Annotated in this window: 21 protein-coding genes; 14 read left to right on the top strand and 7 right to left on the bottom strand. The window is 74.9% G+C overall.

What is annotated here, in order from left to right; translation table 11 throughout:
• Positions 1-12 precede the first annotated feature (12 nt).
• Together ACI79C_RS08630 and ACI79C_RS08635 are read left to right on the top strand one after the other, a co-directional pair.
• A complete protein-coding gene (locus tag ACI79C_RS08630) occupies positions 13-552 on the top strand; it encodes a putative immunity protein (protein ID WP_456945224.1) in 540 nt (179 codons plus the stop codon).
• Between the two features lie 66 nt (positions 553-618).
• On the top strand, positions 619-1,479 hold the full coding sequence (locus tag ACI79C_RS08635; protein ID WP_456945225.1) for a hypothetical protein: 861 nt from the start codon (positions 619-621) through the stop codon (positions 1,477-1,479).
• Positions 1,480-1,514: 35 nt separating this feature from the next.
• Here the strand turns inward: ACI79C_RS08635 and ACI79C_RS08640 are convergent, their stop codons facing one another.
• The 4 genes from ACI79C_RS08640 to ACI79C_RS08655 form a co-directional block, all read right to left on the bottom strand.
• Positions 1,515-2,114 (bottom strand): YceI family protein, encoded by a 600-nt coding sequence (locus ACI79C_RS08640; RefSeq protein WP_456945226.1) that lies wholly within the window; start codon positions 2,112-2,114, stop codon positions 1,515-1,517.
• A 76-nt stretch (positions 2,115-2,190) separates the two neighbouring features.
• A complete protein-coding gene (locus tag ACI79C_RS08645; RefSeq protein WP_456945227.1) occupies positions 2,191-3,051 on the bottom strand; it encodes an amidohydrolase family protein in 861 nt (286 codons plus the stop codon).
• A gap of 1 nt (position 3,052) precedes the next feature.
• The gene (locus ACI79C_RS08650) at positions 3,053-4,846 is read right to left on the bottom strand and encodes an AMP-binding protein (protein ID WP_456945228.1); all 1,794 of its coding nucleotides are present in this window, start codon (positions 4,844-4,846) and stop codon (positions 3,053-3,055) included.
• A gap of 88 nt (positions 4,847-4,934) precedes the next feature.
• Positions 4,935-5,732: an enoyl-CoA hydratase-related protein gene (locus ACI79C_RS08655; protein ID WP_456945229.1), complete on the bottom strand. Its 798-nt coding sequence runs from the start codon at positions 5,730-5,732 to the stop codon at positions 4,935-4,937.
• A 106-nt stretch (positions 5,733-5,838) separates the two neighbouring features.
• Here ACI79C_RS08655 and ACI79C_RS08660 point away from each other — a divergent pair, with 106 nt between their 5' ends.
• Positions 5,839-6,597 (top strand): SDR family NAD(P)-dependent oxidoreductase, encoded by a 759-nt coding sequence (locus ACI79C_RS08660; RefSeq protein ID WP_456945230.1) that lies wholly within the window; start codon positions 5,839-5,841, stop codon positions 6,595-6,597.
• A 52-nt stretch (positions 6,598-6,649) separates the two neighbouring features.
• A complete protein-coding gene (locus ACI79C_RS08665) occupies positions 6,650-7,054 on the top strand; it encodes a RidA family protein (protein ID WP_456945231.1) in 405 nt (134 codons plus the stop codon).
• A gap of 7 nt (positions 7,055-7,061) precedes the next feature.
• Here ACI79C_RS08665 and ACI79C_RS08670 read toward each other — a convergent pair whose 3' ends face one another.
• Positions 7,062-7,907, bottom strand: coding sequence for a PaaX family transcriptional regulator (locus ACI79C_RS08670; RefSeq protein ID WP_456945232.1), 846 nt, complete (start codon positions 7,905-7,907; stop codon positions 7,062-7,064).
• 120 nt (positions 7,908-8,027) lie between these two features.
• Here ACI79C_RS08670 and ACI79C_RS08675 point away from each other — a divergent pair, with 120 nt between their 5' ends.
• The 4 genes from ACI79C_RS08675 to ACI79C_RS08690 all read left to right on the top strand — a co-directional run bounded on the left by ACI79C_RS08675 (position 8,028) and on the right by ACI79C_RS08690 (position 14,150).
• Positions 8,028-9,638, top strand: coding sequence for an AMP-binding protein (locus tag ACI79C_RS08675; RefSeq protein ID WP_456945233.1), 1,611 nt, complete (start codon positions 8,028-8,030; stop codon positions 9,636-9,638).
• Between the two features lie 5 nt (positions 9,639-9,643).
• Positions 9,644-11,998, top strand: a complete 2,355-nt coding sequence (locus ACI79C_RS08680) for a bifunctional salicylyl-CoA 5-hydroxylase/oxidoreductase (RefSeq protein WP_456945234.1) — start codon at positions 9,644-9,646, stop codon at positions 11,996-11,998.
• Positions 11,995-12,930: a DMT family transporter gene (locus ACI79C_RS08685; protein WP_456945235.1), complete on the top strand. Its 936-nt coding sequence runs from the start codon at positions 11,995-11,997 to the stop codon at positions 12,928-12,930. The genes ACI79C_RS08680 and ACI79C_RS08685 overlap by 4 nt, the downstream gene beginning before the upstream one ends.
• Positions 12,931-13,598: 668 nt before the next feature.
• Positions 13,599-14,150 carry a DUF6158 family protein gene (locus tag ACI79C_RS08690; protein ID WP_456945236.1) on the top strand — a complete coding sequence of 184 codons (552 nt, stop codon included), beginning with the start codon at positions 13,599-13,601 and terminating at the stop codon, positions 14,148-14,150.
• 89 nt (positions 14,151-14,239) lie between these two features.
• Here the strand turns inward: ACI79C_RS08690 and ACI79C_RS08695 are convergent, their stop codons facing one another.
• Positions 14,240-15,094, bottom strand: coding sequence for a PaaX family transcriptional regulator (locus ACI79C_RS08695; protein ID WP_456945237.1), 855 nt, complete (start codon positions 15,092-15,094; stop codon positions 14,240-14,242).
• Between the two features lie 179 nt (positions 15,095-15,273).
• Here ACI79C_RS08695 and ACI79C_RS08700 point away from each other — a divergent pair, with 179 nt between their 5' ends.
• The 5 genes from ACI79C_RS08700 (at position 15,274) to ACI79C_RS08720 (ending at position 19,953) form a co-directional block, all read left to right on the top strand.
• Positions 15,274-16,491: an ABC transporter substrate-binding protein gene (locus tag ACI79C_RS08700; protein ID WP_456945238.1), complete on the top strand. Its 1,218-nt coding sequence runs from the start codon at positions 15,274-15,276 to the stop codon at positions 16,489-16,491.
• Between the two features lie 65 nt (positions 16,492-16,556).
• Positions 16,557-17,441 (top strand): branched-chain amino acid ABC transporter permease, encoded by an 885-nt coding sequence (locus ACI79C_RS08705; protein WP_456945239.1) that lies wholly within the window; start codon positions 16,557-16,559, stop codon positions 17,439-17,441.
• Positions 17,438-18,463: a branched-chain amino acid ABC transporter permease gene (locus ACI79C_RS08710; RefSeq protein ID WP_456945240.1), complete on the top strand. Its 1,026-nt coding sequence runs from the start codon at positions 17,438-17,440 to the stop codon at positions 18,461-18,463. Before ACI79C_RS08705 ends, ACI79C_RS08710 begins: the two co-directional genes overlap by 4 nt.
• On the top strand, positions 18,460-19,251 hold the full coding sequence (locus ACI79C_RS08715) for an ABC transporter ATP-binding protein (RefSeq protein ID WP_456945241.1): 792 nt from the start codon (positions 18,460-18,462) through the stop codon (positions 19,249-19,251). Before ACI79C_RS08710 ends, ACI79C_RS08715 begins: the two co-directional genes overlap by 4 nt.
• Positions 19,252-19,953: an ABC transporter ATP-binding protein gene (locus ACI79C_RS08720; protein WP_456945242.1), complete on the top strand. Its 702-nt coding sequence runs from the start codon at positions 19,252-19,254 to the stop codon at positions 19,951-19,953.
• 291 nt (positions 19,954-20,244) lie between these two features.
• Here the strand turns inward: ACI79C_RS08720 and ACI79C_RS08725 are convergent, their stop codons facing one another.
• Positions 20,245-20,871, bottom strand: coding sequence for a GNAT family N-acetyltransferase (locus ACI79C_RS08725; protein ID WP_456945243.1), 627 nt, complete (start codon positions 20,869-20,871; stop codon positions 20,245-20,247).
• 181 nt (positions 20,872-21,052) lie between these two features.
• On the opposite strand from ACI79C_RS08725, the gene boxC reads away from it, so the two are divergent.
• Positions 21,053-22,780 carry a 2,3-epoxybenzoyl-CoA dihydrolase gene (boxC, locus tag ACI79C_RS08730; protein WP_456945244.1) on the top strand — a complete coding sequence of 576 codons (1,728 nt, stop codon included), beginning with the start codon at positions 21,053-21,055 and terminating at the stop codon, positions 22,778-22,780.

Genomic DNA, 22,780 nt, shown 5'->3' on the forward strand with positions numbered 1-22,780 from the left:
AGGATCGGGTCCATGACGGCGGTGGTCGGGGACTTCGAGCTGACCATGGACGAGCTGCGGGTCGTCGCACGGTTCGTGGCGGAGAGCGCAGAGGGTCTCCTCCCCGTGTTCGAGGACGCCGTCCCGGGCGACGGCCGCCCGCGCGCCGCCGTCGACGCCGCCTGGGAGTTCGTCCACGGCGCGCGGAGGACCAGGCTCCAACGGGTCGCCTCGGTGGACGCCCACCGGGCGGCGAGGGAGGCGGGGACCGAGGTCGCGCGGCTGGCCGCACGCTCCGCTGGGGACGCCGCCTCTGCCGCGTACCTCCACCCGATCGCGCAGGCGGGGCAGGTCGGCCACATCCTGCGTGCTGCCGTGAGTGCCGCGCGGGTCGCCGAGGTGACCGCCGGTGACGATCCCGCGGTCGGGGACGCGCTGATCGAGCAGGCGCGGCAACGCGCCACCCCCGTCCTGGTCGACGTCCTCCGCCGGTACCCCCCGGCGCGAGCCGCTGACCACCGCCTCGGGCAGCTCATGAGCACGCTGGACGCTGCGCTGCGGGCACCCCGCTGAGGGATCGCTCCCGGTCGGCCGCTCGGGGCTCTTGTCCGTGGTCTCCGTGAGGAGAACGCTTCGCGCATGGAGGGGTCCGACGAGCGGGCCGCCGACGGGTGCGAGCCGGGCGAGCGGGCACGCCCGGGGCGCGGTTCCGCCGAGCAGGCCGCCGAGCGCCTCCGGCAGGACGTCCGGCGGCTCCAGGAGCGACTGAGCCGAGGCGCCGAGGCGGTGGCCGTCACCGAGAGCGACGTCGCCGCCACGCACCTCGCCCTGGCCGAGCGGGCCCTGCTGGAGGGCCGCCTCAACGATGCGCGGCTGCTGCTGAGCGAGGCCGCGGCGGCGCTGCGGGCCGTCGAGCACGAGCGTCTGCGCGCCGATCGCTGGCTCGCGAACCCCACGGCCGGGGCTCCGGACGTGGCGAGTGCCGAGCACTGGCGGACCGCCGCCGAGCGGGTGCGGGAGGATGCGGCCCGGCGCACCGAACAGGCCGCCCGTCGGCGGGACGAGGCGGCCCGGCGCCGCGAGCAGGCTGCCCAGCACCGCGACGAGGTGGCCGCCGAACGGGACCAGCAGGCCGTGGCGCGCGCCGTGGTCGCGAGCCGTCGGGAGTCCGCCGCCGACGAGCGCGCGGCCGAACAGGCGCGGTGGGCGGACCGGGCGGCCGCGGCGGCCGGCGAGGGGCCGCTGGAGACGGGCGAGCAGCGGGCCATCGACCGCGAGGTCCAGGCGAGCTACCGGGCATGGGCCGAGGACGACCGGGCGCGGGCCGCGGCCGACCGAGCGGCCGACGCCGCCGACCGGCTGGCCGCGGAGCGGGACCGGGTCGCGGCGGGACAGGACCGGGCGGCAGCCCGCGCCGACCGTGAGCAGGACAGCCGCGACCGAGCCGCGGCGAGAGCGGACCCCGGTCGGGTCCGTGGTGCCGGGCCCCCGCCCCCGTGAGACCGACCGGCGGCGGCCGGATGGTCCCCGCGCCGTCAGGCGGTGCGGACGGCGGAGACGTCGAACTCGATCTGGATGCGGTCGCTGACCAGCACGCCGCCGGTGTCCAGCGGGGTGTTCCAGGTCAGGCCCCAGTCGCTGCGCTTGATGGCCAGGGCGCCCTCGAAGCCCACGCGGGTGTTGCCGAAGGGGTCCTTGGCCGAACCGGTGAGGGTGAAGTCGACCGAGACCGGGCGGGTGACGTCGCGGATCGTGAGGTCGCCGGTGACCGTGTAGACGTCGTCCTCGATCTGCTCGACGTCGGTGGAGGTGAAGACGATCTCCGGGTAGGTCTCGACGTCGAGGAAGTCCGCCGAGCGCAGGTGCGCGTCCCGATCGGGCTGCCCGGTGTCGACGGTCGCCGTCTTGATGCGCAGCGTCACCCAGCTCGCCGGCGGGTTCGCCGCGTCCAGGTGCGCCCGGCCGGAGAACTCGCCGAACGACCCGCGCACCGTGGTGACCATGGCGTGCCGGGCACGGATGCCGATGCGGGTGTGCGCGGCGTCGACCTCGTAGTCGCCGGTGACGTCGACGAGCGCGCTGGTCGCCGCGTCGAAGTCGGTGGGGTCCGCGTCAGGTGCCCGGTGCTTGCCCACGGCCGACCACTCCTCTCCCCCGGTACATCCGCTCCATCCTGACCGATGCCCGACGGGCGGACGACGCGGGGTCCGGTCAGGGCGCCCGGAGGCCGGCGTAGACCCGCAGCGCGTTCTGCCCGAGGACCAGTGGGACGACGTCCTCGGGCAGGCCCAGCGAGGCGACGGCGCGGGCGTTGGCCGCCTGCCCGGGGACGCCGGGCCAGTCGGTGCCGTAGATCCACTTCCGCGCCAGCCGGGCGAGGTCGAACCGGGCGTAGTACTCCGGCAGCCGCTTCGGTGGCAGCCCGGACAGCTCGATCCAGACGTTGGGCCGGGAGACCGCCAGGAACGCGGCGGCGTCGTACCACCAGCCCCGGCCGCCGTGGGCCAGCACCACCTGCAGGTCGGGGAAGTCGCGCAGGACGGCGTCGAGCAGCTGCGGGTCGGCGTAGGCGTTGGTCGACCCCGGGAAGCTGCTGGTGCCGCAGTGCACGACCAGCGGGACGCCGCGCTCCACCAGGACGGCGTAGGCGGGGTACATCGCCGCGTCGTCGGCGCGGAAGCCGCCGTGCACCGGGTGGATCTTCAGCGCGGCCGCCCCGAGGTCGAGCTGGCGGGTGAGCTCCCGGGCGATCGGGAAGTGCAGGTGCGGGTTGACGTTGGCCACCGGCCGGAACCGCCGCGGGTCCTGCTCGACCAGCGGCAGCAGGTCGTCGAAGAGCTGGTAGCCGGTCGCCTTGGGGCTGTACTCGCAGAACAGCAGCGCGACGTCGACCCCCTCCTCGGCGAAGAGCCGGTCCAGGGCCGCGGGGTCGGGGCTGCCGTCGGCGCGCCAGACCTCCTCCAGCAGGCCGGGCCGGCCGAACTGCCGGGCCCAGTCCAGCCACGCCGGGGCCAGCGTGGCCAGGTGGGGCACGTGGACGTGGGCATCCACCAGGACGTGACCGTCGAGCACGTCAGCGATCCTGCCCCGCCGGACGGACGACGACCCGAGGGGGCACCGGGTCCGCGGTGAGCAGCGCGACCAGGTCCGCACGCCGGTCGCGGACGGCGGCCTGGTTGACGTAGCCCTTGTCCGTGACCTCCCCGGCGTCGAGCTGCGCCGGCTCGGTGAGGACCAGCAGCCGCTCCACGCACTGGGAGGACCCGCCACCCCCGGCCGCCAGCCGGGCCAGCGTCGACTCCAGCTCCGCGCGCAGGGACGCCTCGGGCACGCCGTCCGCGTCCACCCGCCCCGCGGAGTCCGGGTGCAGCCACCCCATCGCGGTCACGAACTCGCCGTCCTGGCCGCAGACGACCGCGTCGGTCAGGAGCCCCTGCGACGCGGAGAGCAGCCGGGGTCGCAGCGTGCCGACGCTGACGAAGGTGCCGGTGGAGAGCTTGAAGTCCTCGGCGATCCGGCCGCGGAACACCAGGCCTGCGGCCGGGTCGTCGGGGTCGGCGAGGGCGACGGCGTCCCCGGTGCGGAAGAAGCCGTGCTCGTCGAAGGCGGCGGCGGTGAGGTCCGGACGGCGGTGGTAACCGGGGGTCACGTTGGCGCCGCGCACGCGGACCTCGCTCTTCTCGCCCACGGGCACCAGCGCCAGTTCCACCCCGGGCAGCGGTACGCCGAGGACGTCGCTGCGGGTGATCGGGTAGTGGGCGCTGGTCGCAGCGGGGGCGGTCTCGGTGAGCCCCCACGACGTGGTCATCTGCATCCGCGCGCCGTGCTGGGCGGCCAGCTCCTCGATCCGGTCCCACAGCTGCTGCGGCAGGGCCGCGGCGGCGAAGAAGCCCAGCCGCAGCCGGTCGAAGAAGGCCGCCGCAGCGACCCGGTCCCGCTCCAGGTGCGGGAGGAGGGCGGCGTACCCGGCCGGCACGTTGAAGTAGACCGTGGGACGGGCGTCGGCCAGGTTGCGCACCGTCCGCCCGACCAGCGCCGGGGCCGGGCGGCCGTCGTCGATCCACAGCGTGCCGCCGTTGGTCAGCACCATGTTCAGGTCGTGACTGCCGCCGAAGGTGTGGCTCCAGGGCAGCCAGTCCAGCAACACGGGCGGCTCCTCGGCGAGGAAGGGCCAGACCTGGCGCATCTGCTGCTGGTTGGCCGACAGCATGCCGTGCGGGGTGAGCACGCCCTTGGGACTGCCGGTCGACCCGGAGGTGAACAGGATCTTGGCCACGTCCTCGCGGCGGAGGGCGGCGCAGCGGCGGTCGACCTCGGGCGTGGGCTCGGCACCGAACGCCGCAGCGGACAGTGAACCGGGCAGGTCGCCGTCCCGGCTGAGCACCGGCCGGTCCCCCGCCACCGCGGCCACCGCGGCGGCGAAGGCGGCGTCCTCGGCGACCACCAGGCCGGGGTCGACCAGGTCGGCCATCGCCCGCAGCTCGGCGTGGTCGGCGCTCTGCAGCGAGTAGGCCACGCTGGTCGGGACGACGGGTGCGCCGACCGTCAGCGCGGCGATCGTCACTCCCAGGTGGAACCGGCTGTTGCCCGAGAGGACCAGGACCGGCCGGTCGGCCAGGCCGCGGTCGAGCAGCCCCTGAGCCAGCCGGTCGGCCTGCGCGCGCACCTCGCCCCAGCTCGAGCGCGCCCACTTCTCTCCCGCCCGCTCCGCGACCAGCAGCCGGTCGGGGTGGGCCTCGCTGCCCGCACGGAAGGAGTGCACGACGCTGACCGGGTGGTCGCCGAGCGGCTCGACCGAGCGCACCAGCAGCCGGCCGTCGGGGAGGGCCTCGGACTCGATGCGCGGGACGCTGAAGGTACCGGTCACGGCTGCCCCTCGGGACGACGTCGGCCTGCTCGGGAGTGCCCCGGATGCTCTACGGCTGACCGATCGACGTCAAGGCGCTAGTAGCAGGTCACCGGAACCGTCGGAAGTCCGGCGGCCGCTTCTCGGCGAAGGCGCGCGCGCCCTCCATCCCCTCCTCGCTGACCGAGAACAGCGACAGCCCGTCGAAGGCGAGGTGGGAGATCCCGCCGAGGTGGTCGGTGTCGGCGTTGAACGAGTGCTTGAGGAACCGCAGGGCGGTCGGCGAGTACGAGCCCATCTTCCGGGCCCACTCGCGCGCGGTGTCGAGCAGGCGCTCTCGCGGCACGACCTCGTTGACCAGGCCCCAGCGCTCGGCGGTCGCGGCGTCGTAGCGGTCGAGGAGGAACCAGATCTGGCGGGCCCGCTTCTCGCCCACGACCCGCGCGAGGTAGGCCGAGCCGAACCCCGCGTCGAAGGAGCCCACCCGCGGCCCGGACTGGGCGAACGTGGCCTCCTCGCAGGCGACGGTGAGGTCGCACAGGACGTGCAGCACGTGCCCGCCGCCGATCGCGATGCCGTTGACCGCGGCGATCACGGGTTTCGGGATGTCCCGGATGACCCGGTGCAACCGCTCGATCTCGAACGTGCCCCACTCGGTCTCGCCGTAGCCGCCGGTCTCCGCCCGTTCCTTGACGTCACCCCCGGTGCAGAAGGCCCGCTCGCCGGCGGCGGTGAGGATGACGGCGGCCACGCGGGGGTCGGCCCAGGCGTGCTTGAACGCCGAGATCAACTCGTCGACGGTGCGGCCGCGGAAGCTGTTCATCCGCTCCTGCCGGTCGATGGTGACGACCGCGTGGTTGTCCTCCTCGACCTCGTAGCGGATGTCGGTGAACTCCTCGGGCCGCATGCCCACCACCCCTCCGTGGTCGCCGGCGCGGCCGGGGGCGGACGCCGCCGGAGCCGGTATGTCGTCATGTTGACGGTCGTCACGAGCGGCTGGCAAGCTGCCGCCCGTGGTCCCCCGCCGCTGCCTGGTGACCGGCGCGGGGCGGGGCATCGGCGCCGCCGTCGCCCGTCGGCTGGCCGCCCAGGGGCACCCCGTCGCGCTCACCGCCCGCAGCGCCGACGAGCTGGCCGCGGTGGCCGACGACCTCGGCGGCCCCGCACTCGTCGTGCCCGCCGACCTCGCCGACGCCGGCGCCGCGGAGATCGTCGTCGGCGCCGTGGAGCGGGAGTGGGGCGGCGCGGTGGAGGTCCTGGTGCTCAACGCCGGCGCGGGCACCTCGGCGCCGCTGGCGCGGACCACCGACGAGGAGTGGGCCCGGGCGCTCGACCTCAACCTGACCGCCCCGTTCCGACTCCTGCGCCGCGCCCTCCCGGGCATGGTGGAGGCAGGCTGGGGGCGGGTGGTCGCCGTGGCGTCGACCGCGGCCAAGCGCGGCGACCCCTACGTCGCGGCGTACACCGCCAGCAAGCACGGGCTGCTGGGGCTGGTCCGGTCGGCGGCTGCAGAGACGGCGGGCACCGGGGTCACGGTCAACGCGGTCTGCCCGGGATACGTGGACACGCCGATGACCGACGCCACCGTGGCGACCATCAGCGCCACCACCGGCCGGACGCCCGAGCAGGCCCGGGAGGCCCTCGCCCGCCGCCAGCCGATCGGCCGGCTGGTCGAGCCCGACGAGGTCGCCGACGCGGTGCTGCTGTGCGTGGCCAGCGCCGCGATCACCGGTCAGGGGATCAACGTCGACGGAGGGGCGGTCCAGTCGTGAGCGACGCCACCGTGCTGCCGGCTCCGCCGGGCGGGAGCGAGAGGGAGGCACCATGACGGGGATGCAGCGGGTGGACCCGCCGGAACTGGCCCGGCCCTCGGGGTACAGCCACGCCGTGGTGGCCCCGCCCGGGCGGACGGTCTTCCTCGCCGGGCAGACCGCGATGGACGCCGACGGCCGGATCGTCGGCGCCGACGTCGTCGCGCAGTTCGAGCAGGCACTGGGCAACCTGCTGACCGCGCTGGGGGCCGCCGGTGGCCGGCCGGCACACCTGGCCTCGCTGACCGTGTACGCGGTGGACCTGGCCGACTACCGCGCCCGTGCCCGAGAGATCGGGGCGGTGTGGCGGCGGTTGGTCGGCAGCGACTACCCGGCGATGGCCGGCATCGGCGTGGCCCGGCTGTGGGACGACGAGGCGCTGGTCGAGGTGCAGGGCACCGCCGTCCTGCCCGGCTGAGCGACCCTCACCCGTCGAGCAGCCGGCGGGCGTGGTCGGCGGCGGGACCGGCGAGCCGGCCGGCCAGCTCGGCGAACAGCTCGGCGGCGCGGGTGCCGTTCCAGTCCTCGGGCAGCAGCTCGGGCGGGAGGCCGGGGTCGGCGTAGGGCAACACCCGCCAGTCGGTCACCAGGCGGACGTGGTCGGCGAAGGCCCGGGCCGGGTCGAGCGGCCGGTCCGGGACGGCGCGCTCCCGGGCGGGGGCGTGGCGATCGAGGAACCCGGCGTAGCGCTCGTGCAGCGCGTCCAGGTCCCACCAGCGGGCGACGCCGACCCGGGCCTCCTCCGCCGGCACCCGCGCCTGCGAGAAGAGCTCGACGTACCCGGCCAGGCCGCGCCGTCGCAGCACCTCGCGGACCTCCTCGCCCAGGTGTCCCGGGGCGACCCAGACGCCGGGCGCCACGGTGCCGAAGCCGAGGCGGGTGAGCTCCGAGCGCAGCCGGTGTCGGCGCTCCCGCTCGGACTCGGGCACGGAGAAGACGACGAGCAGCCAGCCGTCCTCCTCGCGGGCGCGGCGGCGGCCGAAGATCCGCGCGTCCCCCTCGGCCAGCACCTCCAGCGCCTCGGGGGTGAGCGCGTAGCCGGCGACCTCGCCCTGCCGCCGGGCGTCGAGCACGCCGCGCCGCTTGAGCCGGGACACCGACGACCGGACGGCCGCCTCCTCCACGCCGAGGTCGGCCATCAGCCGGACGACGGCGGCCACCGACAGCCAGCCCCCGCGCTCCCGGGCGTACAGGCCGTACAGGCTGACGATCAGCTGGCGGGGCTGCAGGACGACGGCGACCGGCGCCGCCGCCTCCTGGACGGCGGTCACGGGCACACGATAGGCCACCCGCACCCCGGCATGCTGCCCCGTTGACTCCCGTCATGACAGCGGCATACTGGCGGGAGGGTGCGGCCCGGCCGGACCCGGCGACCGCAGGGAGGTCCGCCCATGACGCTGAGCGCCCCGCCGCTGTCGGCCTCGGCCCACGTCGATCCCTTCTGCCGCGACCACCTGCCCCCACCCGGTCAGTGGCCGGTCCTCGACCTCGGCGCCCTGCACTACCCCGAGCGGCTCAACTGCGCCTCGGAGCTGCTCGACGGCACGATCGCCCGGTTCGGCCCGGACCGGCCGTGCGTGCGCGCCCCCGGCGGCCCGGCCTGGAGCTACGGCGAGCTGCGCGCGCGGGCCGACCGCATCGCCGGCGTCCTCACCGAGGACCTGGGCGTGGTCCCCGGCAACCGGGTCCTGCTGCGCGGGTTCAACGGCCCGGACCTGGTCGCCTGCTGGTTCGCCGTCCTCAAGGCCGGCGGCGTCGTCGTGACCACGATGCCGGCGCTGCGGGCGGGCGAGCTGGCCACCATCGGGGAGATGTGCCGGCCCACGGTCGCGCTCTGCGACGCGCGGCTGACCGACGACCTCACCCGGGCCGCTGTCCCCGGGCTCACCGTGGTGACCTACGGCGGTGAGGGGCCCGGTGACCTCTCGACCCGGACCGCCGGCCGCCCGGAGGGCTTCACCGACGTCCCGACGGCGGCCGACGACGTGGCGCTCATGGCGTTCACGTCGGGCACCACCGGCCGACCGAAGGCCACGATGCACTTCCACCGCGACGTGCTCGCCATCGCCGACACCTTCTCGGCGCACGTGGTGCGCCCGGAGCCGGACGACGTCTTCGCGGGCAGCCCACCGCTCGCCTTCACCTACGGCCTCGGCGGGCTGCTGGTCTTCCCGCTCCGGGCCGGCGCGAGCGTGCTGCTGCTCGAGCACCCCTCCCCCGACCGGCTCGCCGAGGCCGTCGCCGAGCACGGCGTCACCGTGCTGTTCACCGCCCCGACCGCGTACCGGGCGATCGTGACCGGCGGCCGCGGCGGGCAGCTCGCGGGCCTGCGCCGGGCGGTCTCGGCCGGGGAGCCGCTGCCGGCGTCGGTCTGGCACGGGGTCCACGACGCCAGCGGGGTGCGGGTCATCGACGGCATCGGGTCCACCGAGATGCTGCACGTCTTCATCGCCGCGGCCGACGACGACATCCGACCGGGCTCGACCGGCCGGGCCGTCCCCGGGTACACCGCCGCCGTCCTGGACGACGACGGCCGGCCGGTGCCCGACGGCACCGAGGGCCACCTCGCCGTCCGCGGCCCCACCGGCTGCCGGTACCTCGACGGCGACCGGCAGGAGGTCTACGTCCGGCACGGCTGGAACTACACCGGCGACACCTACGTGCGCGACGCCGACGGCTACTTCCACTACCGGGCTCGCACCGACGACATGATCATCTCGGCCGGGTACAACATCGCCGGGCCCGAGGTGGAGCAGGCGCTGCTGACCCACCCCGCCGTCGTCGAGTGCGCGGTGGTCGGCGCTCCGGACCCCGACCGCGGCACCATCGTCAAGGCCTTCGTCGTCCTGGCCCCGGCGCACGCCGGCGAGGTGACCGCCGAGGAGCTGCGCACGCACTGCGCGCAGGTGATCGCGCCCTACAAGTGCCCCCGCGCCGTCGAGTTCCGCACGGAGCTGCCCCGCACGAGCACGGGCAAGCTGCAGCGGTACAAGCTGCGGTGAGCGGCATGCGGATCGCGGTGGCCGGCGGCGGACCGGGCGGGCTCTACCTGGCCGCCCTGGTCAAGCAGCTCGACCCCGCGCACGAGGTCACCGTGTGGGAGCGCAACGCGCCCGACGACACCTTCGGCTTCGGTGTCGTCTTCTCCGACGAGACCCTCGGGGGCATCGAGCACGCCGACCCGGTGGTCTTTCGCGAGATGGCCCGCCACTTCGCCCGGTGGGACGACATCGACGTCCACCACCGCGGCCGGGTCACCACCTCCGGCGGCCACGGGTTCGCGGCCATGAGCCGCCGGGAACTGCTGCGCGTCCTGCAGCGGCGCTGTGCCGGCCTCGGCGTTCCTGTGCACTTCCGCAGCGAGGTGCCCGACCCCGAGCAGCTGCGCCGGGAGCACGACCTCGTCGTGGCCGCGGACGGCGCCCGCTCGGCCGTGCGCACGCGGTACGCCGACGTCTTCCGGCCCACCGTCGAGACCCGACGCTGCCGGTACATGTGGCTCGGCACCGACCTGGTGTTCGAGGCGTTCGAGTTCTACGTCGAGGAGACGCCGTTCGGCGTCATGCAGATCCACGGCTACCCCTACGACCGCACCGGCAGCACGTTCATCGTCGAGTGTCACGAGGACGTCTGGCAGCGCGCATTCGGCGACGTCGCCGCCCTCGACCTGCCCCCCGGCGAGAGCGACACCAAGTCGATCGCGCTGGTCGAGGAGCTGTTCTCCGGCGTGCTGGGCGGCCACCGGGTGCACGCGAACAACTCCAAGTGGCTGGCCTTCGCGACCCTGCGGAACGAGACCTGGCGGCACGGCAACGTGGTGCTGCTCGGGGACGCCGCGCACACCGCGCACTTCTCGATCGGGTCGGGCACCAAGCTGGCGATGGAGGACGCCCTCGCCCTGGCCGCCTGCCTGCACGAGCAGCCCGACCTCGACGCCGCACTGTCGGCCTACGAGGCCGAGCGGCGGCCGGTCGTGCTGTCCACCCAGCGCGCGGCGCAGGCCAGCCTGGAGTGGTTCGAGGACATCGGCCGCTACGTCCACCAGGAGCCCGAGCAGTTCGCCTTCAACATCATCACGCGCAGCCGGCGGGTCACCCACGACAACCTCCGGCTGCGCGACCCGGAGTTCGTCGCCGAGGTCGACGCCTGGTTCGCCCGCAGCCAGCCCGAGCCGGCCGACCCGCGGCCGCCGATGTTCCACTCGTTCCGGCTCGGCGGCCTGGAGCTGAAGAACCGGGTCGTCGTCTCGGCGATGGACGTGTACTCCGCCGTGGACGGGCTGCCCACCGACTTCCACCTCGTCCACCTGGGCAGCAAGGCGCTGGGCGGGGCCGGCCTGGTGATGACCGAGATGGTCTGCGTCTCCGCCGAGGGCCGGATCACCCCTGGGTGCTCAGGGCTCTACACGCCTGAGCAGGAGGCTGCCTGGGCACGGGTCGTCGACTTCGTGCACGGCGCCACCGACGCCAGGATCGGCGTCCAGCTGGGCCACTCCGGCCGCAAGGGCTCCACCAGGCTCATGTGGGAGGGCATCGACGAGCCGCTGCCCGAGGGCAACTGGGAGGTCGTCGGTCCCTCCGCGGTCCCCTACTCCCCCGCCAACCAGGTGCCTCGCGAGCTGACCGAGACCGACCTGGAGACCATCCGGGAGCAGTTCGTGGACAGCGCCCGCTCCGCGGCCCGGGCCGGCTTCGACGTGCTCGAGCTGCACTGCGCGCACGGCTACCTGCTGTCGTCGTTCATCTCCCCCCTGTCCAACCACCGCACCGACCGCTACGGCGGGCCACTGGCGAACCGGCTGCGCTTCCCGCTGGAGGTGTTCGAGGCCGTGCGCGCCGCGTGGCCGGCGCAGCGGCCGATGACCGTGCGCATCTCGGCGACCGACTGGTTCGAGGGCGGCACCGACGTCGACGACGCCGTCGCGGTCGCGCGGGCCTTCGCCGAGCACGGCGCCGACGGCATCGACGTGTCGACCGGGCAGGTGGTCAAGGAGGAACGGCCGGCGTTCGGCCGCAGCTACCAGACGCCCTACGCCGACCGGATCCGCAACGAGGTCGGTCGGGAGTTCGGCGTCGCGGTCGTCGCCGTCGGGGCCATCTCCAGCTGGGACGACGTCAACTCGATCCTGCTCGCCGGCCGGGCGGACCTGTGCGCGCTGGGCCGGCCGCACCTGTACGACCCGCAGTGGACGCTGCACGCCGCCGCGGACCAGGGCTACCGCGGGCCGGGCGCGGAGTGGCCGGCGCCGTTCCGGGCGGGCAGCCGGCCGCCGCAGACCGGGCGCACCGAGGGCCCGCGGCCGCGGCTGGAACTGGTGCGGACGGGCGCGACGGGCACCCGGCACGCACGCTGGCGGCCGTGAGCCCACCTCCCCGCCTGCTCCGCCTCGGCGGGCCGGCGCTGTTCGTCCTGCTCTGGAGCACCGGCTTCGTGGGGGCCAAGTACGGCCTGCCGTACGCGGAGCCGTTCACCTTCCTCGGCGTCCGGCTGGTCGTCGCCGCCGTCCTGCTGGCCGGGCTGGCCCTCGCCGTGCGGTCCCAGCTGCCGCGCGGGCGGCGCCAGTACCGGCACGCCGCCGTGGCCGGGGTCCTGCTGCACGCCGGCTACCTCGGCGGGGTCTTCTACGGCATCTCGGTGGGCGTCCCGGCCGGCGTGTCGGCGGTCGTGGTCAGCGTGCAGCCGGTGCTGGTCGCCGTCCTGGCCGCGCGGCTGCTCGGCGAGCGGGTCACCGCCCGGCAGTGGGCCGGGTTCGTGTTGGGCCTGACCGGCGTGTGCCTGGTGGTCGGGCCCGGCCTCGCCGACGTCGGCGCCACCGGTCCGCTCCCGCTCTCCGGAGTGCTGGCCTGCGGAGTCGGCCTGGCGGCAGGCACCGCGGGCACCCTCTACCAGAAGCGGCACGGCGACGAGGTGCCGCTGGTGTCGGGCACCGCCGTGCAGTACGCCGCGGCGTCCGTGCTGCTGCTGGCGATCGCCGTGACCACCGAGGACACCACCATCCGCTGGACCGGCGAGTTCGTCGCGGCGTTCGTCTGGCTGGTCGTCGTCCTGTCCCTCGGCGCCGTCCTCCTCCTGCTCCTCCTGCTCCGGCACGGCACGGCGGCCGGGGTGTCCAGCCTCTACTACCTCGTGCCCCCGGCAACCGCGGTGGAGGCGTACCTGCTGTTCGGGGAGCGGCTGTCACCGGTCTCGCTGCTCGGGATCGCCGTCACCACGGTCGGCGTGGCGCTCGTCGTGGCGCCGGGGCGGCGGGCCGCGGCGGCTGCGGAGCCCTTCCCGGAACGGGAGCGCACCTGACCGGCGGACGCGAGGGGCGCGGCGCACGCCGGGTCCGCGTCGCGGACGTCCCGGTCAGCCGTCGACGGCACGGGCCGGCCGGGCGGCGACGTCCCCTTCTTGTCCATCTTGGTCGTCGGCAGCTCGGGGACCACCGCGAGCTGCTCGGGCCACTCGTACCGGGCCACGTCCGCGGCGGCCATCGACCCGCGCACCTCCTCCAGCGTCAGGGACGCGCCAGGGCGGAGGACGGCGACGCCGCTCGCCGTGCACGCACGTCGATCGGGTCCCGGTGCACGCCGTGCTCGGTGAGGGCGGTCCGCAGCACGGGATCGGCGTCGTGGATGCCGGCCAGGGTGGCGTCGGAGAAGACGACGCCGAAGCCGGACGTGTCCTCTGCCCGGTCGCGCTCGAAGACGGTGACCTCGCGGGTGGGGTCGCCCTTCGCAGCAGGACGGACAGGAAGAGGCCGCCGGGGCCGCCACCCACCACCGCGATCCGCATCCGCACCCTCCCGGAGTGAGGCGCGCCACTGGCATGGCCAGGGGCACGGACCGGCACAGCTCCCCCGGGCGCCCCGGCGGGTCCGTCCTCCCGTGGCCCGCGAGGTGACAGCCCGGCACCGCACCCCGCACGATGTGACCCCGGTCACCGGCGGCCGGGTGGACGGTGCAGGAAGGGGAGCGGCCATGACCGACCGACCGGGCATCCCGGCGCGCGAACTGTCCGACGAGGAGCTGGAGCGTCAGGGCGTGCACGCCCACGCGATGCGGCACTGGGTCTTCCTGCACGGCACCGCGGAACAGTTCCGCACCCACACCGAGCGCATGCTCGAGCTGGAGCAGGAGTACCTGCGCCGGCACCCGCAGCGCACCTGGCAGGGCTCGGGCGGCGGCGCGGTCGCCCCCTCCCGTGACGACCGCATCCGCGACCTGGTGCAGACCTTCTCCCGGGCGATCACCGCACTGCTGGACGAGGAGCCGGCCGCGGCCGCCGCGCCCCGGGACCGGGTCGACCCCGAGCAGGCCCAGGCGGCGCTCCTGCGCCGGTTCGCCCAGGCGCCCGGCGGGCGGCTGCACAAGCTGGAGGCACACCAGATCGCCCGGCAGCTGGCCCCCGACAGCCACCTGGTGGCCCGGCTGTACCGCCAGGACCCGCCGCTGCTGCAGGCCGAGCGCGACATGCGGGTGCTCACCGACGCCGGGCGGGCGTGGCTGGAGCGTCACCCCGTCCCCGCGTGAGAGAGAACCCCGTCCTGGGACCCCTCGCACGCTCGGGGACGCCGAGGAGGGGGCCGGACGCGGTGCCGTCCGGGGGGACGACGAGGTCCTCAGCGGTCGGCGGTGAGCTCCGTCCAGGCCCGCTGCGCGCGCGGCGCCCAGGAGGCGTGCCGCTCGCGGAAGACCTCCGCCGCCCGGCTGCCGCTCCAGCGCGGCGGCAGCAGCTCCCGGGGCAGCCCGGGGTCGAGCAGCGGGAACCGGCGCCACTCCTGCACGAGCCGGACCTGCGCCACCAGCGCCTGCCGGTCCGTGCGCGGCCGTCGTCGGCCGACCAGCTCGAGGAAGTCCTCGTAGCGGCGCTCGATGGCGTCGAGGTCCCAGGCGGTGCGGGCCAGCGAGCGTTCGTCCCCGACCACGCCGGCGGTGGCGACGAAGGACCAGCTGACGGCGAGCAGGTCGAGCTCCCCGAGCACCCGGCGGGCCTCCTGCTCGCGGTCGACCCGCGGCGTCACCCAGGTGGCCGCGTCCAGCGAGCCCAGCCCGGCCCAGCCGAGCTGGGTGCGCAGCCGCTGGCGCACCGCCCGGTTGTTCTCCGGGACGCCGACCGAGAGCACCAGCCAGCGGCCGTCCCAGGCGCGGTCGTCGGCGGCGAAACCGTAGATGCGCTCCGTGCCCTCCCGGAGCAGCCGGGTGCCGGCCGCGGTCAACGACCAGCGCGTCTCCCGACCGATCCGGCTGGCCTCGATCCAGCCGCTGTCCGCGGTGCGCATGATGGCCTGCCGCGCCGCCTTCTCGGCGACGTCGAGGTCGGCGAGCAGGTCGATGAGGCTGGCGGTCCACACCGGTCGGCCGCTGGGCAGCACGAACTCGCCCAGCACCGTGAGCAGCAGGCTGCGCGCGCTGGCGGCTCCCAGCTCCTGCCGGCGGGTGACGAACGGTCCCTCGACGACCTCCACGCTGCTCATCGTGACACCCCGTGTCGCCGGGCTCGCACGGTCGGCCCCGGGTCGACCACGCAGGTCACAGATCGACACCAGCCCGGCCGGAACAGCTGTGTGACCCTTGACACACCTGCGGAGCGCACTACAGGGTTCGGCAGCACAAGGCGTGCGATGTAGCACGTCGCGACCTCCGGAGTGTGCCCGTGGTGCAACACCTGTCCGGTCGGCGTCTGCTCGGCGGCCTCGGCGTCGGAGTCCTCACCCTGGCCATGGCGGCGTGCGGAGGCGGCAGCCTCGGCGAGGACGACGGGGGCGGCGGCGAGGGCGGCGAGGGCGGCGGCACCGTGCGTGTCGGCCTGGTGATCCCCCAGGCCGGGGTCTACACGCCGCTGGGCGAGGACATGCAGCAGGGCTGGGACCTGTGGCTGGAGCAGAACGGCGGGGAGATGGGCGGGTTCACGGTGGAGACCGTGACCGCCGACGAGGGCGAGGGCCCGGACACCGGCGTCCCCGCCGTCCAGCGGCTGCTGACCGAGGGTGACGTCGACGCGCTCGTCGGGATCGTCAACTCGGCCACCGCGCTCGGCGTGGCCGAGCAGGTCACCGAGTCCCAGGTGCCGCTGATCGTGGCCAACGCCGGCGCGGAGGCGATCACCAAGGACGCCGCCAGCCCGTACGTCTGGCGCTCGTCGTTCACCAACGCCCAGATCGCGGCCGCGATGGGTGAGCACCTGGCCGCTCAGGGCATCGGCCCGGTGTACGTCATGGCCCCCGACTACGCCGCCGGCCAGGAGGTGGTCGCCGGGTTCACCGAGGCCTACACCGCCGGAGGCGGCACGGTGGCCGGCCAGGCGCTGACGCCGTTCGGCACCACGCAGGACTTCCAGCCGTTCCTCTCCGGGATCCAGTCCTCCGGCGCGGCGGCGACCTTCGTCTTCTACGCCGGCGGCGAGGCGGTCAGCTTCGTCCAGCAGTACGCCGACTTCGGCCTCAAGGACACCATCCCGCTGTACGGGTCCGGCTTCCTCACCGAGGGGAGCGTCCTCGACGCCCAGGGCCCCGCGGCCGTCGGCGTCCGGACGACGCTGCACTACTCCACCGAGATCGACAACCAGACCAACGCCGAGTTCGTGCAGGCCTACCAGGAGGCCTACGACGAACTGCCGACGACCTACGCCGTCCAGGCCTACGACGCCGCCAACGTGCTGGCCCGGGCGCTGACGGAGGCCGGCGAGACCGGCGGCCAGGCGGTCACCGACGCCCTCGGCGGCCTGGGCGAGATCGACGACAGCCCCCGGGGGCCGTGGAGCTTCAGCAACCAGACGCCGGAGCAGGCGGTCTACCTCCGCGAGGTGGTCGACGAGAACGGCACCCTGGTCAACTCCGTCGTCGAGGAGCTCGGCGTCTTCCCCCAGCCCTGACCGGCGCGGACGCCGGGTGCGCGGACGTCGCCGCGCACCCGGCGACCGGAGAGGAGCAACCCCCCGTGCTCGGCTGGTTCGACGCGAACCTCGTCAGCATCCTCAACGGCTTCGCCATCGGCGCGCTGTTGTTCGTCCTCGCCGTCGGGCTGTCCATCGTCTTCGGGATGATGGACGTGCTGAACCTGGCCCACGGTGCGTTCTTCCTCATCGGCTCCTACCTGTCGGTCAGCTTCCTCGCCGGGGACTCGTGGGGCGGCTTCCTCGCCGCGCTCGGTGTCGCCGCCGTCATCGGCCTGCTGGCCGGCGGCGCGCTGTCGGGGATGACCGAGCCGCTGGCCCGGCGGCCGATCCTGGACCAGGCGCTGCTCACCCTCGGCATCTCGCTGGTCGTCGCCGAGGTGCTCTCGATCGTGTACGGCAACGACGTCCGCTCGGTCTCCCCGCCCCCGGGCCTCGACGGCAGCGTGGACGTCGCGGGCAGCGCCTACCCGGCCTACCGGCTGCTGGTCATCGGGGTCGGCCTGGTGCTCGCCCTGGTCGTCTGGCTGGTCGTGGAGCGGACCTCGGTGGGCGCGCTGGTGCGGGCCAGCGTGGCCGACCGGGAGATGGTCTCGGCGATGGGCATCGACAACCGCAAGGTGAAGGTCGCCGTCCTCGGCATCGGGTCGATGCTCGCGACCGTCGCCGGGGTCCTCGCCGCTCCGGTGTACGGCGCCCGCCCGGGGCTGGACGAGACGATCCTGCTGCTCGCGCTCGTCGTCGTGGTCATCGGCGGCCTCGGCTCGATCCGCGGGGCGCTCATCGGGGCGCTGGTCATCGGCCAGGTGGAGTCGCTGGGCCGTGCGCTGCTGCCCGACCTGGCCTCGTTCATCCTCTTCGGCACCCTCGCCCTGGTGCTCATCGTCCGACCCCGTGGACTCTTCGCCGGGAAGGTGGCCCACTCATGACCGTGGAGAGTCCCCCGGTCGTCAGCACCGCGGACGGCGCCCCGGCCGCGGTGCCCCCGTCGCGCCGACGCAGCCGGTCGCTGGCCGCCGTCCTGGGCCTGGCCCTGCTGGCGGTGCTCGCCGCGGTGCCGCTGTTCGTCGACCCGTTCGGGACCACCACGGTCTCGCGCATCCTGGTGTTCGCGCTGTTCGCGATGAGCCTCGACCTCCTGGTGGGGATCACCGGGCTGCCCTCGCTGGGGCACGCCGCCTGGTTCGGGATCGGCGCCTACACCGCGGGCCTGGTGGCCATCCACTGGACCAGCGAGGGGCTGGTCACCGTGCTGGCGGCCGCGGCGGCCGGCGCGGTCGCGGCCGCGGCGACCGGGTGGCTCGCGGTGCGCAGCGGCGGGGTCTTCTTCCTGATGCTCACGCTGGCGATCGGCGAGCTGGTCCACCAGCTGGCGCAGTCGCTGTCCTCGGTGACCGGCGGCTCCAACGGCCTGTTCGGCATCCCGTCGGTCCGGGTCGCCGGCACGCCGCTGACCCTGGCCGGGTACGTGTACTGGTTCGTCCTGGCCGTGGTCCTGCTCGGCGCCGTCGGCCTGTGGCTGGTCGCCCGCTCGCCGTTCGGCGCCACGTTGCGCGGCATCCGCGACAACGAGCCCCGCATGCGCTCGCTGGGCTACTCGCCGTTCCGCTACAAGTACGCAGCCTTCGCCCTCGCGGGCGGCTTCGCGGGACTGGCCGGCGGGCTGTTCGCCGGCCTGGTGCGGATCGTCAACCCCAGCGACGCCGGCTTCACGACGAGCGCGCTGATGCTGCTGGCGGTGGTCCTGGGCGGAGCGGGGTCGCTGTGGGGCCCGGCGCTCGGCGCGGCCGTCGTCGTCCTCGTCCGCGACACCTTCGGCCCGACGCTCGACGGACACGGCCCGCTGCTGCTGGGCGTGGTCTTCGTCGTCGCGGTGTACGTGCTGCCCCGCGGCGTGGCCGGGCTCGCCGGACTGGCCGGCCGCCGGCGCGACAGGGAGGCCCCCGCATGAGCACCCCCCTGTTGTCCCTCGACGGCGTCAGCCGCTCCTTCGGCGCGCTCGCCGCCGTGGACGACGTCTCGCTGGAGGTCCCGGCCGGTGCCCGGCACGCGCTGATCGGCCCCAACGGTGCCGGGAAGAGCACGCTGTTCCGGCTGGTCACCGGCGCCATGCGGGTCTCGTCGGGCACGGTGGCCCTCGCCGGCGAGGACGTCACCCGGCTGTCGGAACCACAGCGCGCCCGGCGCGGCGTGAGCCAGACCCTGCAGCACTCCAGCCTGTTCCTCAGCCAGACGGCGGAGCAGAACGTGCTGCTGGCCGCCCAGCGGCAGCACCGGAGCCGGCACTCGCTGGTGCCCCGCCGGCAGGCCGCGGCCCGGGAGCGCTCGCGGGCGCTGCTGGCCGACGTCGGCCTGGCCGGCCGGGCCGCGACGCCGGTGGCGGCACTGTCCCACGGCGAGCGGCGCCAGCTCGAGGTCGCCGTGGCACTCGCCTGCGAGCCGACGCTGCTGCTGCTCGACGAGCCCGCCGCCGGGATGTCCCCCGCGGAGAGCACCCGGCTGGTCGGGCTGCTCCAGGCGCTGCCCGACTCGATCACCCTGGTGATCGTCGAGCACGACCTCGACGTCGTGTTCGCCCTGGCCACCTCCGTGACCGTGCTCCACCTGGGCCGGGTGCTGCTGACCGGCAGCCCCGACGAGGTGCGGGCCAGCGCCGCGGTGCAGGAGGCCTACCTCGGCACCGGGCGGGAGTCGCTGTTCCTGGACGGCTCCGGGCCGGCCCGGCTGGAGGTGAGCTGAGTGCTCGAGGTCCGTGACGTACGCGCGGGCTACAAGCGCAGCACCGTCCTGCAGGGCGTCGACCTCGACGTGCCGGCCGGCCGGGTGCTGGGGCTGCTCGGCCGCAACGGGGTCGGCAAGACCACGCTGGTGCACACCCTCATGGGGCTGGTGACGCCGTCGGCCGGGAGCGTGCGGGTGGACGGCACCGACCTGACCGGCCGCCGTCCCGACGTCGTCGCGCGGGCCGGGGTGGCGATCGTGCCGCAGGGCCGGCGCGTCTGGGCCCCGCTCACCGTGACCGAGCACCTCGACCTCGCCGCGCGGCGCGGCCGGGGCCGCGGCCCGTGGGACGTGGCCCGGGTGCTCGAGCTGCTCCCCCGCCTCGGCGAGCGCCGCCGGCACGCGGCCGGGCAGCTCTCCGGCGGCGAGCAGCAGATGCTCGCGATCGCCCGCGCGCTGCTCACCAACCCGCGGCTGGTGCTCATGGACGAGCCCTCGGACGGGCTGGCCCCGGCAGTGGTCGACCTCATCGGCGCCGCGATCGCCGGCATGAAGGCGGAGGGCACGACGCTGCTCGTGGTGGAGCAGGACCTGCACCTGGCCTTCGCCGTGGCCGACGAGATCGCGGTGATGGACAAGGGGCGCGTCGTGCACCGCTCCCCCACCCTCGACTTCCGCCGCGACAGCTCGGTCGCGCACGCCCTCCTCGGCGTCTCCTGACGGGGAGGGCACCTGGCCGCAGGGCCGTGCGGAGCGGGGCCCGGAGGGTCCCCGACGAACGGCCGGAGGGGCTCAGCGGCGGTCGGGGACGGCACCTGGCCGCGGTGCCGTGCGGAGCGGGGCCCGGAGGGTCCCCGACGAACGGCCGGAGGGGTTCAGCGGCGGTCGGGGACGGCACCTGGCCGCGGGGCCGCGCGGAGCGGGGCCCGGAGGGTCCCCGACGAACGGCCGGAGGGGCTCAGCGGCGGTCGGGGACGGCACCTGGCCGCGGTGTCGTCCGGTAGGACGACATCAGAAACGGTGGTGCTCCGGGTCGACGTAGCCGCCGCTCTCCTCGTGCCCCGGGCCCATGTCGCCGGTGGGACCGGGCGGATCGTAGGTGTGCCCCCGCGCCGCGGCCCGCTCCCGTGCGGAGGCATAGCGCTCCTGCCGCCCGCGGTCGACGGACCCACCAGCAGACCCGCCGACGGCGGGCGACCGGCCGGCCACCCGCTTGCGCAGCCGCCCCTCCTCGTCGGCGCGGAACCCGTGGGCCAGGAACCAGGCGGTCACCGCCTCGCGGTCGGGGTGTGCCGGCCGGACGACGTTGACGACGTAGTTCAGCCCGCGGGCGGCCGCCTCCTCCTCCAGCCGGGCCAGCGCGAACGCGCCGGCACCGGTGCCCCGGGCGCCCTCCTCGACGGCCAGCAGGATCTCCGCGTCCCCCCAGACGTCGTCCAGCCACCCGTAGCCGACCACCCGGCCGGCGTCCTCGACCCGCCACCAGGTCGCCGCGAGCCGCTCGCCCGGCGTGCGGGACACGGTGGGGAACACCACCTCTGCGATGGTGGCGAACACCCGCTCGCGGTCGGCGTCCCACCGCGGGTCCGGGTCGTGCACCCAGCTCCTCGTGCCCGTGCGCGCACCCGTCGTGGTCATGCCGGCACCCTCCCTCGTCCTGGGACTCCCCCAGCCTGACACCGGATCCTGCGACCGGCGCCACCCCGGCGGGTCCTCTACAGACATATCGCTGCTTGCGCATCGTCGTGTAGCACGTCAGGATGGGGCCACGGCCGTGTGGTCCGCACCACACCACCTGCCCGCACCCCCTGGAGGTCCCGTGACGACCCTCGAAGACCACTCGGCCACGACCGAGGGCCCGGCTCCGGTCGCCGAGCCGGGCGCGACCACCGAGGTCTCCTTCGACACCTCGCCGGAGCAGTACAGGCACTGGACGCTGTCGGTGGACGGCGAGGTCGCGACGCTGACCCTCGACGTCGCCGAGGACGGCGGGATCGTCCCCGGCTACGAGCTGAAGATGAACAGCTACGACCTCGGGGTGGACATCGAGCTGCACGACGCGGTGCAGCGGATCCGGTTCGAGCACCCCGAGGTCAAGGCGGTGGTCGTCGCCAGCGCCAAGGAGCGGATGTTCTGCGCCGGCGCGAACATCAAGATGCTCGCGGCCTCCCCGCACAGCTGGAAGGTGAACTTCTGCAAGTTCACCAACGAGACCCGCAACGGCTTCGAGGACGCCTCCGCGCACTCCGGCCTGCCCTTCCTCGCCGCGGTCAACGGCACCGCGGCCGGCGGCGGGTACGAGCTCGCGCTGGCCTGCGACGAGATCGTGCTGGTCGACGACAACTCCTCGGCCGTCTCGCTGCCGGAGGTGCCCCTACTCGGCGTCCTCCCTGGCACGGGCGGGCTCACCCGGGTGGTCGACAAGCGCGGCGTGCGCCGCGACCTGGCCGACGTCTTCTCCACCACCGCCGAGGGGATCCGCGGGGAGCGCGCCGTCCAGTGGCGGCTGGTGGACGCCACGGTCAAGGCCCGCGACTTCGACGCCGAGGTCGCCCGCCGCGCTGCCGGGCTGGCCGCCCGCTCCCACCGCCCCGGCGCCGGCGCCGTCGGCGTGCAGCTGACCCCGCTGCGGCGTGAGGTCGACGGCGACACCACCCGCTACGAGCACGTCCGCGTCGTCCTCGACCGCGGCTCGGGCACGGCAGCGATCACCGTCCTCGGCCCGACCGCGGTCCCGGCCGGCGTCGAGGAGCTGCAGGAGCAGGGTGACGGCGCCTGGCTGCTGGCCACCACCCGGGAGCTCGACGACGCCATCCTGCGGCTGCGCACCAACGAGCTGGCGGTCGGCACCTGGCTGCTGCGCACCGAGGGCGACGTGGCCACCACTGCCGCCTACGACGAGTTCCTGCTGGCCCACCGCGAGCACTGGCTGGTCAACGAGACCATCGGCTTCTACCGCCGCACGGTGAAGCGGCTGGACACCACCAGCCGCAGCCTGTTCGCGCTCATCGAGCCCGGCTCGTGCTTCGTCGGCACACTGGCCGAGATCGCCTTCGCCGCCGACCGGCAGTTCATGCTCGACGGGCAGTTCGAGGACGACGAGGACCCGCTGCCGCCCGCCGTGATCCGGCTCGACGAGTTCAACACCGGGCTGCTGCCGATGAGCAACGACCTCTCCCGGCTCCAGGTCCGCTTCCTGGGCAGCGCCGACGAGCTCGCCGCCGCGGAGGCCGCCGTCGGCCGGGACCTGCTCGCCGCGGACGCCGCCGAGCTGGGCCTGGTGACCAGCACCCCGGACGACATCGACTGGGAGGACGAGATCCGGCTGGTCATCGAGGAGCGCGCGAGCTTCTCCCCCGACGCGCTCACCGGCATGGAGGCCAACCTCCGCTTCGCCGGCCGGGAGACCCCCGAGACCAAGGTCTTCGGCCGGCTCACCGCCTGGCAGAACTGGATCTTCCAGCGGCCCAACGCCGCTGGCCCGGAAGGAGCGCTGCGCCGGTACGGCACCGGCAAGCGGGCCGACTACGACAGGAAGCGGGTCTGA

This window comes from Geodermatophilus sp. SYSU D00697, from assembly GCF_054050175.1.